This is a genomic window from Aquirufa nivalisilvae, assembly GCF_003143535.1.
In the GTDB taxonomy this organism is placed as follows: domain Bacteria; phylum Bacteroidota; class Bacteroidia; order Cytophagales; family Spirosomataceae; genus Aquirufa; species Aquirufa nivalisilvae.
Map to the genome: position 1 here is coordinate 1,890,061 of NZ_CP029346.1, position 15,095 is coordinate 1,905,155.

General features: G+C 36.5%; 19 protein-coding genes. 13 read left to right on the plus strand and 6 right to left on the minus strand.

Going from position 1 to position 15,095, the window contains the following annotated elements; genetic code table 11:
* Position 1 precedes the first annotated feature (1 nt).
* Genes rfbC through HME7025_RS08345 form a run of 3 tightly spaced genes read left to right on the plus strand, consistent with a single transcriptional unit; the run spans position 2 to position 2,042 of the window.
* Positions 2-541 (plus strand): dTDP-4-dehydrorhamnose 3,5-epimerase, encoded by a 540-nt coding sequence (gene rfbC / locus HME7025_RS08335; protein ID WP_109323188.1) that lies wholly within the window; start codon positions 2-4, stop codon positions 539-541.
* A gap of 33 nt (positions 542-574) precedes the next feature.
* Complete coding sequence (gene pyrR, locus HME7025_RS08340) at positions 575-1,114, plus strand: bifunctional pyr operon transcriptional regulator/uracil phosphoribosyltransferase PyrR (RefSeq protein ID WP_109323189.1); 540 nt, start codon at positions 575-577, stop codon at positions 1,112-1,114.
* Between the two features lie 10 nt (positions 1,115-1,124).
* Complete coding sequence (locus HME7025_RS08345) at positions 1,125-2,042, plus strand: aspartate carbamoyltransferase catalytic subunit (protein ID WP_109323190.1); 918 nt, start codon at positions 1,125-1,127, stop codon at positions 2,040-2,042.
* Here the strand turns inward: HME7025_RS08345 and HME7025_RS08350 are convergent.
* On the minus strand, positions 2,022-3,044 hold the full coding sequence (locus tag HME7025_RS08350) for a glycosyltransferase family 9 protein (RefSeq protein WP_109323191.1): 1,023 nt from the start codon (positions 3,042-3,044) through the stop codon (positions 2,022-2,024). The two genes, HME7025_RS08345 and HME7025_RS08350, sit on opposite strands and share 21 nt — an antisense overlap.
* Before the next feature lie 66 nt (positions 3,045-3,110).
* On the opposite strand from HME7025_RS08350, the gene HME7025_RS08355 reads away from it, so the two are divergent.
* The 3 genes from HME7025_RS08355 to mtgA are packed head-to-tail and all read left to right on the plus strand — an operon-like array spanning position 3,111 to position 6,324.
* The gene (locus HME7025_RS08355; RefSeq protein ID WP_109323192.1) at positions 3,111-4,340 is read left to right on the plus strand and encodes a M16 family metallopeptidase; all 1,230 of its coding nucleotides are present in this window, start codon (positions 3,111-3,113) and stop codon (positions 4,338-4,340) included.
* Between the two features lie 9 nt (positions 4,341-4,349).
* Positions 4,350-5,474, plus strand: a complete 1,125-nt coding sequence (hemW, locus tag HME7025_RS08360; RefSeq protein ID WP_161956228.1) for a radical SAM family heme chaperone HemW — start codon at positions 4,350-4,352, stop codon at positions 5,472-5,474.
* A gap of 55 nt (positions 5,475-5,529) precedes the next feature.
* Positions 5,530-6,324, plus strand: a complete 795-nt coding sequence (gene mtgA / locus HME7025_RS08365) for a monofunctional biosynthetic peptidoglycan transglycosylase (RefSeq protein ID WP_109323194.1) — start codon at positions 5,530-5,532, stop codon at positions 6,322-6,324.
* A gap of 17 nt (positions 6,325-6,341) precedes the next feature.
* Here the strand turns inward: mtgA and HME7025_RS08370 are convergent, their stop codons facing one another.
* Together HME7025_RS08370 and HME7025_RS08375 are read right to left on the minus strand one after the other, a co-directional pair.
* Entirely contained in the window at positions 6,342-6,668 is a 327-nt protein-coding gene (locus HME7025_RS08370) for an MGMT family protein (RefSeq protein ID WP_109323195.1), read from the minus strand.
* A 57-nt stretch (positions 6,669-6,725) separates the two neighbouring features.
* Positions 6,726-7,301, minus strand: a complete 576-nt coding sequence (locus tag HME7025_RS08375; protein ID WP_109323196.1) for a DUF3109 family protein — start codon at positions 7,299-7,301, stop codon at positions 6,726-6,728.
* A 158-nt stretch (positions 7,302-7,459) separates the two neighbouring features.
* On the opposite strand from HME7025_RS08375, the gene HME7025_RS08380 reads away from it, so the two are divergent.
* Positions 7,460-9,034, plus strand: coding sequence for a LysM peptidoglycan-binding domain-containing protein (locus HME7025_RS08380; RefSeq protein WP_109323197.1), 1,575 nt, complete (start codon positions 7,460-7,462; stop codon positions 9,032-9,034).
* On the opposite strand, the gene HME7025_RS08385 is transcribed toward HME7025_RS08380, so the two are convergent.
* Positions 9,031-9,672, minus strand: a complete 642-nt coding sequence (locus HME7025_RS08385) for an O-methyltransferase (RefSeq protein WP_109323198.1) — start codon at positions 9,670-9,672, stop codon at positions 9,031-9,033. The two genes, HME7025_RS08380 and HME7025_RS08385, sit on opposite strands and share 4 nt — an antisense overlap.
* A 4-nt stretch (positions 9,673-9,676) precedes the next feature.
* Positions 9,677-10,447, minus strand: a complete 771-nt coding sequence (locus tag HME7025_RS08390; protein WP_109323199.1) for a class I SAM-dependent methyltransferase — start codon at positions 10,445-10,447, stop codon at positions 9,677-9,679.
* Between the two features lie 111 nt (positions 10,448-10,558).
* Here HME7025_RS08390 and HME7025_RS08395 point away from each other — a divergent pair, with 111 nt between their 5' ends.
* From HME7025_RS08395 to rlmB, 4 genes are all read left to right on the plus strand, one after another.
* Positions 10,559-11,119 (plus strand): hypothetical protein, encoded by a 561-nt coding sequence (locus tag HME7025_RS08395; RefSeq protein ID WP_109323200.1) that lies wholly within the window; start codon positions 10,559-10,561, stop codon positions 11,117-11,119.
* Entirely contained in the window at positions 11,112-11,411 is a 300-nt protein-coding gene (locus HME7025_RS08400) for a winged helix-turn-helix domain-containing protein (protein WP_109323201.1), read from the plus strand. Before HME7025_RS08395 ends, HME7025_RS08400 begins: the two co-directional genes overlap by 8 nt.
* Positions 11,412-11,509: 98 nt before the next feature.
* On the plus strand, positions 11,510-12,103 hold the full coding sequence (locus HME7025_RS08405; RefSeq protein ID WP_109323202.1) for an alpha-ketoglutarate-dependent dioxygenase AlkB family protein: 594 nt from the start codon (positions 11,510-11,512) through the stop codon (positions 12,101-12,103).
* 70 nt (positions 12,104-12,173) lie between these two features.
* A complete protein-coding gene (rlmB, locus tag HME7025_RS08410; RefSeq protein ID WP_109323203.1) occupies positions 12,174-12,965 on the plus strand; it encodes a 23S rRNA (guanosine(2251)-2'-O)-methyltransferase RlmB in 792 nt (263 codons plus the stop codon).
* On the opposite strand, the gene HME7025_RS08415 is transcribed toward rlmB, so the two are convergent.
* Positions 12,966-13,715 carry an SDR family NAD(P)-dependent oxidoreductase gene (locus tag HME7025_RS08415; RefSeq protein WP_109323204.1) on the minus strand — a complete coding sequence of 250 codons (750 nt, stop codon included), beginning with the start codon at positions 13,713-13,715 and terminating at the stop codon, positions 12,966-12,968.
* 76 nt (positions 13,716-13,791) lie between these two features.
* Between HME7025_RS08415 and pth the strand changes: the two genes are divergently transcribed.
* Complete coding sequence (gene pth, locus HME7025_RS08420; RefSeq protein ID WP_109323205.1) at positions 13,792-14,352, plus strand: aminoacyl-tRNA hydrolase; 561 nt, start codon at positions 13,792-13,794, stop codon at positions 14,350-14,352.
* A gap of 249 nt (positions 14,353-14,601) precedes the next feature.
* Complete coding sequence (locus tag HME7025_RS08425) at positions 14,602-15,078, plus strand: hypothetical protein (RefSeq protein ID WP_109323206.1); 477 nt, start codon at positions 14,602-14,604, stop codon at positions 15,076-15,078.
* The last annotated feature ends 17 nt before the right edge of the window (positions 15,079-15,095 follow it).

Sequence of the window (15,095 nt, forward strand, 5' to 3'; positions counted from 1 at the left end):
TATGCAATTTATTAAACACCAACTCCCAGGAGTTATTGAATGTGTCCCAACCAAGTTTTTTGATGCTAGAGGCCATTTTTATGAGTCTTATAACCAAAAATTATTTGCTGCCAATGGTATATCAGAAAATTTCGTTCAAGACAATTATTCATTTTCTACCCCAGGAGTACTAAGAGGTTTACACTTTCAAAAAAATCCTCATGGACAAGGGAAGCTGGTACGTTGTATGACAGGCAAAGTGATGGATGTCATTGTGGACTTAAGACAAGATTCTCCAACTTTCGGTCAACATGAAAAATTCCTTTTGGATGCCGATAAAGGAAATATGCTTTATGTTCCAGTGGGTTTTGCCCATGGATTTGTTGCACTAGAAGAAACCATTTTTGTATATAAATGCACTGATTTCTGGAATAAAGAAGCTGAATCAGGTATTCGTTGGAATGACCCTACCCTAGCCATTGATTGGGGCGTTGATCAACCCAATGTATCTGATAAAGATCAAATTTTGCCAGATTTTAATGCTGCCGAGCGAATCTTTTAAAATAGATACGCTAAAAACATTACCTTTGTAACAATGACTCGTAAGCTGATTTTATCAAGCCCATTATTAGAAATAACCATATCTAGGTTATGCCAAGAGCTCATTGAAAATCAAATTAAAGGCATTGAAACGGTAATTTTAGGCCTTCAGCCTAGAGGAATATACTTTGCCGAAAGAATTGCCAAAGAATTAAGCAAACATCTTCCTGAAGCTCCCCAAATAGGTCAGTTAGATGCTACATTCTATCGAGATGATTTTAGAAGAAGAGATACCGTAGCTCCTAATAGCACGCATATCCCTTTTATCATTGAAAATAAACGGGTTATCTTAGTGGATGACGTGCTTGCAACAGGCCGTATGGTACGCGCAGCACTTGATGCCATGACTGCATTTGGTAGACCTGCTAAAGTAGAACTTTGCGTATTAATTGATCGAATTTACAACCGAGATTTGCCTATTAATGCTGACTATATTGGTAAAAGTGTAAATACACTTTCAACCGAAAAAGTACTGGTTGAATGGACCGAACAAGGCCATGAATCAGATAAAATTTGGTTAATCACTCATCCATGATGAAATAAATATGTTGAAATCGCCACATTTATTAGGAATAAAAGACCTGGATGCAGAATCCATTGACCTGATAGTAAAAACGGCCAAAGAATTTAAAGAGGTCCTAAACCGACCTATTAAAAAAGTGCCTTCTTTACGTGATGTGACCATTGCCAATGTATTTTTCGAGAATTCTACTCGGACTCGTCTATCCTTTGAACTAGCAGAAAAAAGACTATCTGCCGATACCATTAATTTCTCTGCTTCAGGAAGTTCCGTTAAAAAAGGAGAAACCTTACTAGATACGGTCAACAATATTTTGGCTATGAAGGTGGACATGATTGTCATGCGACATGCCAGCCCAGGTGCTCCACATTATTTATCCAAGCACATAAAAGCCAATATCATCAATGCAGGGGACGGTACACATGAGCACCCGACACAAGCGTTGTTAGATACCTTTTCACTTAGAGAAAAACTGGGTGATTTAGCGGGCAAAAAAATAGCCATCATTGGTGATATCTTACACTCTCGAGTGGCCCTTTCCAACATTTATGCCTTAAAAAAACAAGGAGCCCAAGTTAGACTTTGCGGACCAAGTACCTTGATCCCTAAGCACATACAGAGTCTAGGTGTGGAAGTATCTCATGATGTGAAAGACACGCTAACTTGGTGCGATGCTGCCAATGTCTTGAGAATTCAATTAGAACGTCAACAAATCAAGTATTTCCCTTCGCTTCGAGAATATGCCCAATTCTTTGGAATCACGAGAAAAATGCTGGATGAATTGCCTAAAGAAATTGTCTTGATGCACCCAGGCCCAATCAACCGAGGTGTGGAACTAAGTTCCGATGCCGCCGATTCTCCCCATTCCATCATCTTAGATCAAGTAGAAAATGGAGTCGCGGTACGAATGGCCGTGTTGTATTTACTGGCTTCTCGCGCTTAAATATTCTTGATATGCCTGAAATATGGCATTTGCCTCAATGCCTTCTCCGCATGCATAATGTCCCAAAGGACAATTCTTTTTCCCATGGTCACCACATGGCCTACAGGTTAATGCCACATTTGTTTCAACAATTCGATTCCAATCTGCTAGCGGTCCAAAGCCAAAAGATGGAACAGTAGAACAATATACTGCGACAGTAGGTACATTTTCTGCCGAACAAATATGCATGGGACCAGAATCGTTCACAAAGCTCATCATACTTTGCTGAAATATATAAGCTGAAGCCAATAAAGGATGCTTACCCGTTTCATTTAATATCACTCGATTACTTCCATGAAATGCTTCAGCAATTTGATTGGATAAATCAATTTCTCCTGGCGAGCCCATCAACACAACTACTTGATCTTGAGGCAAGAGTTGAATAAATTCAATCCAAATTCGAATAGGTAAACGCTTGGTTTCCCAAACACTCCCTGGAGAAATACAGATGTATTCCTTCTTTCTCATTTCAGGCCCTAAATCTATTTCTGCTGCTTTTAAACAAGGTCTAAACACCTTCCCTCCTAACCAAGATTGTACTAAGGCTGTATTTCTTTCTACTTCATGAACCCCTGTCCCCCATTCATGTTTAACCTTCTCCGTAAAAAATAATGACAAAGGATTTTTATCAAACCCAACTACTCGCTTGGCCCCAATATTTAAACTTAACAGTCCCATGCCAAAAAAACGTTGAATGACAAAAACTGCATCAAAATGCTCAGATCGCAGATCATGACGTAATTCCAACCAAGAAGACCATTTTTTAGATTTATTGTAGGTCCAAACTCTTCTCAAGTTAGGATAAGGATAAGCCTTAAAAAGACTTTCATTCCCCTTTCTAACTAAAATGTGGATTTCTGTATATGGAGATTCAATTCGAATCTTCTCTAATAAAGCAGTAGCTAATACAGCATCCCCTAAAAAAGCTGTTTGAATCAAAAGGACTTTGGAATGCTCAAGCATAGAAAAAAATGAATGAAATGGCCATAAAATTAGTTAAATTTGGGACATTTTTATCCAATTGACTACATGAATTCGATTCAAACCCGAACGCTTTCCAATGGCATTATCCTTGTCCACCGACAAGTTGTACATACAGAAATTTCGCATGTAGGCATCATGCTAGACATAGGTAGTCGAGATGAAAATGACTCCGAGCAAGGTCTGGCTCATTTTTGGGAGCACATGGCTTTTAAAGGCACTCAAAAGAAAAATAATATCCAGATTATCAATCGTTTAGAAATTATCGGAGGGGAATTAAATGCCTATACCACCAAAGAAAAGATTTGTTTTCATGCCTCCGTTTTAAGTCCCTATTATGAACGAGCTTTAGAATTATTAGCCGATATCACCTTTCATTCTACTTTCCCTCAAAAGGAATTAGAAAAGGAGCGCAGTGTCATTTTGGAAGAAATGTCCATGTATTATGATTCTCCAGAAGATGCGATTCAAGACGATTTCGACGAATTATTGTTCCCCAATCATTCTCTAGGAATGAATATCTTGGGAACGAATGAAACCGTTCAACGTTTTCAACAATCCGATTTGATTCAGTTCATTGAAAGAAATGTGGATACATCGCGCATCGTATTTTCATCCATCGGAAAATTACCTCATGATAAAGTTTTTGCTTGGGCAGAAAAGCATTTGGGGCATATTGAAGCTAAAAAACAACAGTTAAAACGCATTCAGCCAAGCTTAATGCTTCCTGAAAGAAAAGTTGTCAAAAGAGGCGTGACCCAATCTCACGTGGCATTAGGTAGGCAATCTTATGCCTTAGCTAATCCCAATCGGATGGCCTTTTTTACCTTAATAAATCTTTTAGGCGGACCAGGAATGAACTCCTTATTAAACGTTTCCGTCAGAGAAAGACATGGATTAGTCTATTCCATTGAAGCTAGCTTTACATCCTATATTGATTCCGGTTTTTGGGCTATTTACTTTGGTACAGAACCTAACCAAGTAAATAAATCCATCAAGCTCATTATGAGGGAGTTCGAAAAACTTCAGCAAAAAGCTTTGTCTGGCCCTGCCTTGCAAAAAATCAAGTCGCAACTAAAAGGTCAATTAGCCATGGCAGAGGAAGGTAATTTAAACTTTATGCTCATGATGGCTAAAAACTTACTAGATCGAGAGAAAATTGAAAGTTTGGATGAATTATTCCTACAAATAGATGCCATCACTTCTGATAAGTTACAAACCTTAGCACAAGAGATGTTTGTGCCAGATCAGCTTAGTTACCTAATCTTTGAACCTTAAGGAATTCCCTTGCACCTGTACCTACACATTCCCTTTTGTCGACAAGCATGCCACTACTGTGACTTTCACTTTTCGACGGTACTTTCTCAAAGAGAGGTGATGGTAAATGCTATGGTGCAGGAATTAGAAATACGAAAAGACTATTTAAGTAATAAGCTAATTGATACCATATATTTAGGAGGAGGTACTCCTTCCCTATTATCTGAATTTCAATTAAATCAGCTTTTTGATAAAATCAATCAACTATATTCAATCAACCCAGGTGCTGAAATTACCTTGGAAGCAAATCCCGAAGATTTGAGCAAGGAATTTATCCAACAGGTAAAACAAATTGGGATAAACCGATTAAGTGTTGGCATTCAGACATTTAATGATTCAAGCCTGAAACACCTACACCGAAACCACAGCAGCCAGCAATCGATAGAAGCAATAAAAAAGGCTCAAGATTTGGGCTTAGAAAACATTAGCATAGATGTTATTTATGGCCTAAAGGACCATAATTTGTCTGATACAGCGTTTGACATTCAACAAGCTATTTCACTGAATGTTGATCATATATCGGCATATAGTTTGACCATTGAGCCCAGAACCGTATTTGGAAAACAAAAAGATAAAGGCTTACTCAAAGAAACTCCAGATAATCAAATGGCTGCTCATTTTGAATTAAGTCACCAGCTATTACAATCTGCTGGTTTCGAAGCTTATGAAGTTTCCAATTTTGCCAAAAACAAGCGTTATTCCAAACACAATTCGAGCTATTGGAACCAAGAAGAATACCTAGGAATTGGTCCTTCTGCTCATAGTTTTAATTACCATAGCCGTCAATGGAATGTTGCTAATAACAAATCCTATTTATTGGCCATAGAGCAAGGAAACCCCTATTTCGAAGTAGAACATCTGAGTCCTGAAAATCGCATTAATGAATACATCATGACGCGATTAAGAACAATGTGGGGACTGGATTTGGCATATTTGAAACAGTCAATCGAAGAAATAAACCAAAACTTCCCGAGCTTAGAAATAAATGAATGGAAAGAAAGACAATGGGCAAAAGAAATAGATGGATTTTTAATCTTAACAGAGTCAGGGATACTCATTGCAGATAAATTGAGTAGTGATATTTTTCTAATTTAAACCTGCATTTCAATTAAGATTGTATTTTTGTAATCTGTAATACCTCAACATCTCAATGGCAAAAAGAATTGACTTAACGAAAGAAGCGCGCCTAGCCACAAAATCGTCTAAATTCGGAAAAGTTAATTCTAGTTCAAGTACTAAATCTAGAAGTACCTTCAAAAAGTACCTCATTAAGTTGGCTTGGTTTGCTTTTTATGCTTGGATTGCCTCATTGGTAATGATCGTTTTGTTGAAATTTCTTCCCATATACTTTACTCCTACCATGGCTAGTCGTAAAATAGATGCGATCATGGAAGGCAAACCTAGTAAAATTTATTCCAATTGGACTTCGTATTCAGAAATTGATAAAAACTGCGCTTTGGCAGTAATTGCATCTGAAGATCAGCTTTTCCCAGAGCATAATGGATTTGATTTTGAAGCCATGTGGGGTGCCATGCGCCATAATATGAAAGGGAAACGTATCAAAGGTGCGAGCACTATTTCTCAACAAGTTGCCAAAAATGTCTTCTTATGGCAAGGAAGAAGCTACCTTAGAAAAGGATTAGAGGCCTATTTTACCTTCATGATTGAATTAATCTGGGGCAAACAACGAATATTAGAAGTCTATCTCAATGTGGCTGAAACAGGTAAAATGACCTTTGGAGTTGAAGCAGCATGTCGTAAATTCTATGGTCATTCTGCCTCAGTGGTGAGTCGTGCCGAAGCTGCCAGAATAGCCGCCGTTTTACCCAATCCAATTCGTTTCTCCATTCAAAACCCATCAAACTACGTACAGCGTAGAAGTAATACCATCCAACGACAAATGCGCATGCTTGGGGGTAAAAAATTTGTTAGTCAGATTGATTAATAGCCGAAACACATTGATTATAACTCAGAACTAGGATCCCAAAAATGTAGGTGAAAATTTACAATTTTGTCATCATTCACCTGAATTCCTTCCGCTTCCAAAAGTTCTTGCATCCGATTCCCTCCAAAGAAATTTTTACCGGTTAATAAACCATTGCGATTCACCACACGATGAGCAGGAACATTTACCAATGTGTGGGAAGCATTCATAGCCCACCCCACCATTCTTGCGCCACCTTTCATCCCTAAATATGCTGCTATAGCTCCATAGGAAGTCACTTTTCCTTGGGGAATCAGTTGAACAACTTGATAAATTGCATCAAAGGAATTAAGATTGGCAGCCATTTTTAATACATAACCTTATACACAATCAATTATAACTTATAATTGATAACTCATAATTTACTTCTCTTCTTTCCGCTCCTCTATTTCTTTCTCCAACTCACTGTACCATTTATCACCAAATTTACGGATAAGGGGCTCCTTCAAGAATTTATATATCGGTACTCCTAATTGTTTACCATGAGAACAAGCATCAGAACAGATGCTCCAGCGATCATAATTTAATGCCTGATACTCCGCTAATTTAGCAATTCGAATGGGGTATAAATGACAAGAAATAGGTTTTCTAAAGTCGATCTTTCCATCAAAAAAAGCTTGTTCAATGCCACACTTCAGGTATTTTTTATCATCGTAAATGGCATACACACATTCTCTTCCTTCAATAACTGGCGTTGAAAAATCGCCATCCTCATCTTTGACCCATGTTCCAACTTTTTCAATGACAGCTTTACCTTCCTCCGATAAATAAGGAGCTATTTGCTCCTGAATACTTTCTATAATAGCCAGTTCATCTTCTTCTAAGGGTGCTCCTAAATCACCTTCCACGCAGCATGCACCTTTGCACTTACTTAAATCACATACAAAAAATTCATCGGCTACATCTTCACTGATAACGGTATCGTCAATTAAAATCATTTTTATCTATTTTTCACAAAGGTAAAGATATTCGCAAGCTCTTAAAACAAAAGGAGAATTAGCAATAATCCTATTTTAAAACCGTTAAATGAGAATATTTGGTAATTTTACATAAAATAGGCTTTAAAAGCTCTCATTGCTTTGTTATCCCATTACGTATGAATCAAAAAAAGCTGCTATTTCTTTTTTTGTTGTTTGTAAGCTGTTCATTAATCTCTGTACATGCTATCACTCGTCCTGACACCTTAAGTCTGGGCAATTTACGTGTGGCTATCCATCCTTCTGCCAAACCCATTTTAGAAAAAGAATGGGCTATGCTTGGTGCCAACAAGAAATTTGTTGGGATGATGAAAGAGAAAATGCGGCTATTTTTTCCATTGATTGAGCCCATTTTGAAAGAGGGTAATATACCCGATGATTTTAAATACTTATGCGTTCAAGAAAGTTCATTGAATCCCAATGCCGTTTCTACTTCCAATGCCGTAGGTTATTGGCAGTTTAAATTAGAAACAGCCAAGGACGTTGGCTTAAAAGTGAATAAAGAAGTAGACGAAAGGCGCCACATCATGGAAGCAACCAAGGGAGCCGTCAATTACTTGAGTCGAAATAATACCGTATTAGATAACTGGTTAAGCACCTTGCTATCCTACCGATTAGGATTAGGCACCTTAAAAAAAATGCCTTTAGCAACAGACTGGCTAGGAAAATCCCTCATTGAGGTTGATTCAAGTACCGACTGGTATGTGTTACGTTTTTTAGCCTACAAACATTTTTGGGAAACTGAATTACAATTGAATTCTCAAGAAGTAACCACAGAATCGCCTAGCATGATTACCTATAAACAGATAAAAGGCAAAAACCTGATGGAATTATCTGATGAGTGGAAAGTTAGTTATGATGATTTGAAAAAATACAATTCTTGGGTATTAAAGGACTGGGTGCCCGATGATAAGGAATATACACTGTATCATCCATCCAATGTTTCTATTTTTGAATCCAAAGGAAATGTAAGTTTAGCCGCTCAAAGCTCCGCTCTAACAGCCTCGAATGACACCAATAAACTATATGTGGAAACAGAAATTCCACAAGAAGCTTTATACCCTAAGAAAAAACATAAACCTATATTAAGCGATAAAGTAGAAACTCGTTTTCATACCGTTGAATCTGGCGAAAGTCTAAGTTCTATTGCGCGCAAATTTGATATGAAATTGCCCGAATTATTAAAACTGAACGATTTAGAAATGAGCTCAGTAATTAGTTTAGGTCAAAAAATCAAAATAGTTCGCAAAATACCTATGCTGGAATTAATTGCAGAGCAATTGGATGAAAAAGCAAAAAAAGCCCCTGCTAAAGTCGTTGAATCTAAAGAGAAACAAGAAGAAGCTATCGTTGAAGAACCTAAAGTAACGATCAAAAGTACAGGGAGTTCGATTTACATTGACCCTGCCGTAAGTAGAGAAATTACGATCCGATCGGATGCTCCCGAAAAAGAAAAAAAATCTGAAGTGAAAGTAGTGGAAGAGGCCCCAAAAACTTCACCCGTAAAAACAGTTGCAACAGTAGAAACTAAAACGACACCTGCTAGCCCAAAATTTCATCAAGTGAAAGCCGGAGAAACATTATTTAGAATTGCTTCTCAATACGGTATTAGTGTTCAAAAGTTATCTGATTGGAATAAATTAGGCAAAAAACCGACGATTCAAGTAGGTCAAAAATTGAAAATTCAGCCTTAACTTTTCTTTTTAAGAATTAAAAGACCATCTCTTAAAGGAAGTAGTAGATTTTCTACTCGTGGATCATCTAAACATTTTTGATTAAAATCTCTCAATGCTTGAGTCGATTTATCTTTGGCTGATTCATCGACTACCTTTCCACTCCAAAGGACATTATCTACGATGATTAAACCTCCTTTTCTTACCTTATCCACGACAAGATCAAAATATAAGGCATAGTTACGTTTATCTGCATCAATAAAGACTAAATCTATCTCTTCTTGGATGTTTGGAATTTCATCTTTGGCATCAGCAATTCGGTAATCTATTTGTGAGCTTAGCGGAGATTGTTCTATGAAAGATCGAGTAAAGCGCTCCAATTCTTCATTGACATCTATGGTAATTAGTTTACCTGAGTGCGCTAAGCCTTCTGCTAAGCAAAGAGCTGAATAACCTGTATAAGTGCCAATTTCTAGAATTAAATTAGGTTGAAGTAAGGAAGAGATGAGCGCCAAAAATCGTCCTTGTAAATGCCCAGATAACATCCTAGGTTGTAATACTTGTGCGTGAGTCTCGCGATCTAGACGCTTCAACAAATCACTTTCAGGCTCAGTAAATGCCCTAGAATATGCATCAATAGCTGGATCTATGAATTCCATGGTACTATTTTATACCGGTGTAAAAGAAATCAAAAGACGTATCTGGAGTCTGATTTAACGAATAATCATCCACTTGAATGGAATCTACTAGTTGATTATTAGCTTTGGAAACAATCAAACGACTCATCCGATTAGCAATATCATATGGAACTTGTAACCAGGTTCTTGGCAATCTGTATTGAAGGTTTAAAATATCAAATCGAGTAATTTTTTGAACCGATTTTTTATTCTCTTCATAATAAGCCATCACTTTATCATTTCCATGAATCCCTTCTGTAATTACTGTAGAAAAATGTTTTTCCATCAATTTTTGGAGACTGAGGGCATCATACTCTCTTACATGCCAAGGATTACGTGTTAAAGAGAACTTCTTATTGACTGTAGTTAAATATAATTTACCACCTGGTTTTAACACCCTAGCTGCTTCTTGAAGGAAAAAGTCATCGTTTTCGATATGTTCAATCACTTGAAAAGTTACCACAAAATCATAATGATTGGATGGCAAATCTTTTAAAGGAGGCAGAAACATGTCAATAAAGGTAAATGAAGGATATTTTTGGCTTAACTCCTGCATCAATTCTGTATTCTTATCTACCCCAGTATAATTACTGACTTGCGGCGCTAATACACCTACCCCCCTACCAGTACCACATCCAATCTCCAATACATCTCCGGATACTAATTGACTTACATGTAAATAAGGAAATAATAGACGTTGGTGAATCGGATTATCCGATGCAATCTCAGAGGAGGCAATTTCAGTAGTTTTATACATATTCATGAATTTGATTACAAAGGTAGGAATATTCAAATAAATATTTTTTTCTAAATAATTTGGTTTGCATTACAAACTACATTAATATTGCAAACACTAAACCACTAAAACATGTCAGAAACTATACTTACACCTCATGAAAGTCTTGCAATAATCCAAAAAGTAGTCAACTCTACTCGTCAAGATTATCACATTCAACGAAAATTTTACATACTCTGGGGAATATTAATTGCAGTAGCTAGTTTCACTCAATATGCCATTTTAAACAACTATATATCAATAACTTGGTATTTTCCTTGGATTTTTTTCCCAAGCATAGGACTAATTCTGAGTATATTTTGGGGAATTTCAGGTAAAAAGACCACTTTAAGTTATTACAATCATTTTGTACTAACCATGTGGTTTACGCTGTATATCGCCATGGGAATCTCTCTTTACATTTCCCTATTCTATCAGAACAGTCCATTCCCATCTATATTAGTCTGCGTCGGAATTGGCACTAGTATATCTGGTTTCATGATGAAAAACCGATTATTCATTCTATGTGGCATCCTATTTGGAATTGGGGCCATCTACTGCTTATACCTACCCTTTCAGCAACAATTACTGCTCAATGGCGCTTGTATGCTCATAGGCAATGTCATGCCAAATCTAATTTCTCAACATGTTTAATGAATTAGACCCTATATTAAATTCCCCTGTACGACTAGCGGTCATGTCGATTTTACTTACAGTAAAACATGCCCAATTCAATGATCTATTAAAGGAAACACAAACTACCCAAGGTAATTTAAGTCATCAATTAAAAAAACTACAAGAGGCAGGTTACGTCCAAATACAGAAAACATTCAAAAATAATTATCCCTTAACCATCATACACATATCAGAAACTGGAAAAAAAGCATTTGAAGTTTATGTAGAAAACATTAAAACATATCTCCATTTAAATGAAAATAATACCTAACCATAAAATAAGCCGATTCATTTGATTTAATTTCGGGCATGTAATTTGATCCTGACTCCTAATTAGGAGTCAGGATTTTTAATTAGCTTAGTTTTGACATGCAAGCAATAGAAAACATACAAAATCTACTTCCTTTTGATGGAGAATTATATTCTTATGGTAAAATCTATAGTGAAGCTCAGGCTAATGCCAACTTAAATAACTTATTACAGAATATAGCTTGGGAACATGATCAAGTTAGAATATTTGGGAAAACCCATATCACCGCTCGAAAAGTAGCTTGGTATGGAGATCAAGGTAGGACATATCAGTACTCAGGAAGTGTCAAACATGCTCATATTTGGACTCCACTTCTTTGGGAGATCAAATCCCAAGTGGAAGAAATTTGTCAGGCTACATACAATGCTTGTTTATTGAATTTGTACCATGATGGAAATGAAAGCATGGGCTGGCATGCAGATAATGAAAGGTCCATTGTGCGACATTCAAGCATTGCCTCTTTAAGTTTAGGTAGCCGAAGAAGATTCGATTTAAAACATCTCGCCACAGGTGAAAAAAGAAGTTTAGATTTAGAAAATGGGCAATTAATCAATATGAAGGGGGCAATTCAAGAACATTGGAAACATGCTCTAGCCAAATCAAAAAAGGTAACAGATCTACGAATCAACCTTACCTTTCGATGCATGATTTAGCTCCAGATAAGGATTTTAAAGAAAAATGAAAAAAAATCCCGACCTTTGCAGGACATTATAGCTATTCAACGTGTCATTCGATCAAGATCCCAAGCCTTTTAAGAAGCCATTTAGGCATTTTACAACCCCAAAAACAGATAATAAAGAATTTGTATTTGGAATTCAGTCTGTTTTAGAAACGCTTCGAGCTGGAAAAGAAATTGACCGCCTTCTAGTTCAAAGGGAATTAGGAAGTATTGAGATTTTAGAATTAGCCAAAGAAAAAGGCATTCAGGTACAGAAAGTACCAATTGAAAAGCTTAATCGCATTACTCGTAAAAATCACCAAGGTGCCATTGCTTTCGTTTCTGCCATTCATTATGCCAAGATCGAAAATATCATTGCAGATACATTTGAGAAAGGTCAAACTCCTTTAATTCTAATTTTAGATCGAATCACTGACGTAAGAAATTTTGGAGCTATAGCACGTACTGCAGAATGCGCTGGCGTTCATGCCATCGTGATTCCTTCTCGTGGAGCTGCTCAGATTAATGCAGATGCCATGAAAACATCATCTGGGGCATTAAATTTTTTACCGGTTTGTCGGGAAGAAAACCTAATCAGCACGATTGAATACTTACAAAATGCTGGTTTAAAAGTAATTGCCTGTACAGAAAAAACCAAAGATTCCGTTTATTCTAAGGACTTTAAAGAACCTACAGCCATTGTTCTAGGTTCGGAAGAAGATGGTATCTCAGATGAGATTATCAGAAAGTCAGATGAACTAGCTGCAATTCCTCAAACGGGACAAGTAGGCTCTCTCAACGTATCAGTTGCCGCAGGTGTCATCATCTACGAAGCTTTACGTCAAAGAATAAACTAATTACAACACTTTCTTGATTTGTGTAGCTGAAGCTTGTGCACTTGGCAAAATTGTCACGTCTGCTAAATTCACATGGGCTGGACAAGCTACCATATAAGCAATCAAGCTAGCTATATCCGAAGCTTCCAATGGTGTAAAACCTTGATAAACAGATGCTGCCCTTGGTAAATCACCTTTAAAGCGTACAGCTGAAAACTCCGTATTAACTGCTCCTGGAGCAATGTTGGATACTTTGATATTAAAAGGATTGAGGTCAATACGCATACCTTGCGATAAAGCTTCTACCGCCGCTTTGGAAGCACAATACACATTCCCATTAGCATAAGTTTGCTTGCCAGCAATAGAAGACATATTAATAATATGTCCTTGCTCTCTCCGTATCATTTCAGGTATAACCATTTTAGATACATACAATAAGCCATTAACATTCCCATGAATCATGGCATCCCAGTCTTCTAAGGCACCATCTTGTATAGGAGCAAGTCCATGGGCATTTCCGGCATTATTAACCAGCACATCTATGTTTTTCCATTCAATTGGCAAACTTTGAAAAGCTTGCTCTACTTCAGTCCAATTTCGAACATCAAAAGTTAATATATAACTAGGTAATGATATGGATTGCTGCAATTCTTCTAATCGTTCACGTCGTCTACCGCAAAGAATTAAATGAAACCCTAAGTCAGCCAATGCTTTAGAAGTTGCTAAACCAATTCCTGAACTGGCCCCTGTAATACAAGCAATTTTATTCATATCAAATTTTTCTACTAAGTTAAGGTCAAAGCTGTCTTCTAAAAAATTTGCTTGTACTTTTGTCAAAAATTGACTTATGAATTATCTGATTGTAGGATTAGGCAACATTGGCCCAGAATATCTTTTTACTCGCCATAATATAGGATTTATGGCATTGGATTATGTAGCCAAACTAAAAGATTTGAAATTCTCACCCGATAGATATGCTAGCCAGTGTTCTTATAAATTAAAAGGCCATCATATTCAACTCATCAAGCCCAACACCTACATGAATCTAAGTGGTAAGGCCGTGAATTATTGGATGCAACATCTCAAAGTGCCAAAAGAAAACGTATTAATCCTTGTAGATGACCTGGCATTACCCTTTGAAACACTTCGTTTAAAACCTAAAGGTTCCAGTGGTGGCCATAATGGATTAAAAAGTATTGAGGCCAGCCTACAAAGTAGTGAATACCCAAGGCTAAGAATTGGTATTGGCGACAATTTTCCCAAAGGTCGACAAGCCGAATATGTACTTAGTAACTTTTCCGAAGAAGAATTAGGACTTATTCCGGAGGTCTTAGAGAGGTCCATCCCATTCATTGAAACATTTTGCTTGGAAGGCATCCAACAAACAATGAATAAATACAATCAGTAATTGTACTTTTTAAAGAATTTTTGAATTATTCCTAAATTTTCAAATTAGAATTATCAAAATGTATCAATAAGTATTGCCAAATATTATTCCGAATAATAACAAAAAACATATAAAATATTCTAATTTTTGCATATAAAAACAAATTTATAGAATTTTTATATTGCAAATTGTCTAAATTCAAGTTTTGCTATATCGAAAAAATACAATAATTTTGTATTGTTGATTTAGGAAATAAATATAACAAAACTTATGAAAAAGAATTTATTAGTGATTAGCTGTTTAGTTGGACTAAGCCTAATCGGAGCGGAAACAAAAGCAAGCGGTACAAATCGTAGCAACGAAACGTCGACAAGTAATTTGTCTATCAAGAAAGAAACTTTATCTGAAGTAATTCAGAGTTTTATAAAGAAAGATCACAAAGCAACTAAGCCATCTGCGGCAAGTTTAACTATCTCTATATTAGAAGATTATCAAAATGGAAAAGCAGAATACTTAAATGCAAGCAAACAAGATAAAATCACGTTCAACCAAACTATCCAGACAATTTCCCGCCAAGCGCAAAATTTCTCGGATGAAAAATCGTTAAACTGGATGAAAGAGATTAACAAATCGGCAAAAGCCATCAATACTATCTGGGCAATTTTAGGTCAAGAACCTGTAATCGATTCAAAATTAGATTTGGAATCGGAACAAAACGCAGAATTAGTTGTTGTATTCAAAAATTAGATTGTAAGTAGTTTTCA

Coding starts and splice junctions, on each gene's coding strand:
- HME7025_RS08375 (WP_109323196.1), bottom strand. CDS start 7,301: ATGATTTTAATTGACGATACCGTTATCAGTGAAGATGTAGCCGATGAA.
- pth (WP_109323205.1), top strand. CDS start 13,792: ATGAATTATCTGATTGTAGGATTAGGCAACATTGGCCCAGAATATCTT.
- HME7025_RS08415 (WP_109323204.1), bottom strand. CDS start 13,715: ATGAATAAAATTGCTTGTATTACAGGGGCCAGTTCAGGAATTGGTTTA.
- pyrR (WP_109323189.1), top strand. CDS start 575: ATGACTCGTAAGCTGATTTTATCAAGCCCATTATTAGAAATAACCATA.
- rfbC (WP_109323188.1), top strand. CDS start 2: ATGCAATTTATTAAACACCAACTCCCAGGAGTTATTGAATGTGTCCCA.
- HME7025_RS08395 (WP_109323200.1), top strand. CDS start 10,559: ATGTCAGAAACTATACTTACACCTCATGAAAGTCTTGCAATAATCCAA.
- HME7025_RS08370 (WP_109323195.1), bottom strand. CDS start 6,668: ATGGCTGCCAATCTTAATTCCTTTGATGCAATTTATCAAGTTGTTCAA.
- HME7025_RS08350 (WP_109323191.1), bottom strand. CDS start 3,044: ATGCTTGAGCATTCCAAAGTCCTTTTGATTCAAACAGCTTTTTTAGGG.
- mtgA (WP_109323194.1), top strand. CDS start 5,530: ATGGCAAAAAGAATTGACTTAACGAAAGAAGCGCGCCTAGCCACAAAA.
- HME7025_RS08400 (WP_109323201.1), top strand. CDS start 11,112: ATGTTTAATGAATTAGACCCTATATTAAATTCCCCTGTACGACTAGCG.
- HME7025_RS08385 (WP_109323198.1), bottom strand. CDS start 9,672: ATGGAATTCATAGATCCAGCTATTGATGCATATTCTAGGGCATTTACT.
- HME7025_RS08405 (WP_109323202.1), top strand. CDS start 11,510: ATGCAAGCAATAGAAAACATACAAAATCTACTTCCTTTTGATGGAGAA.
- HME7025_RS08355 (WP_109323192.1), top strand. CDS start 3,111: ATGAATTCGATTCAAACCCGAACGCTTTCCAATGGCATTATCCTTGTC.
- HME7025_RS08390 (WP_109323199.1), bottom strand. CDS start 10,447: ATGTATAAAACTACTGAAATTGCCTCCTCTGAGATTGCATCGGATAAT.
- HME7025_RS08425 (WP_109323206.1), top strand. CDS start 14,602: ATGAAAAAGAATTTATTAGTGATTAGCTGTTTAGTTGGACTAAGCCTA.
- HME7025_RS08345 (WP_109323190.1), top strand. CDS start 1,125: ATGTTGAAATCGCCACATTTATTAGGAATAAAAGACCTGGATGCAGAA.
- HME7025_RS08380 (WP_109323197.1), top strand. CDS start 7,460: ATGAATCAAAAAAAGCTGCTATTTCTTTTTTTGTTGTTTGTAAGCTGT.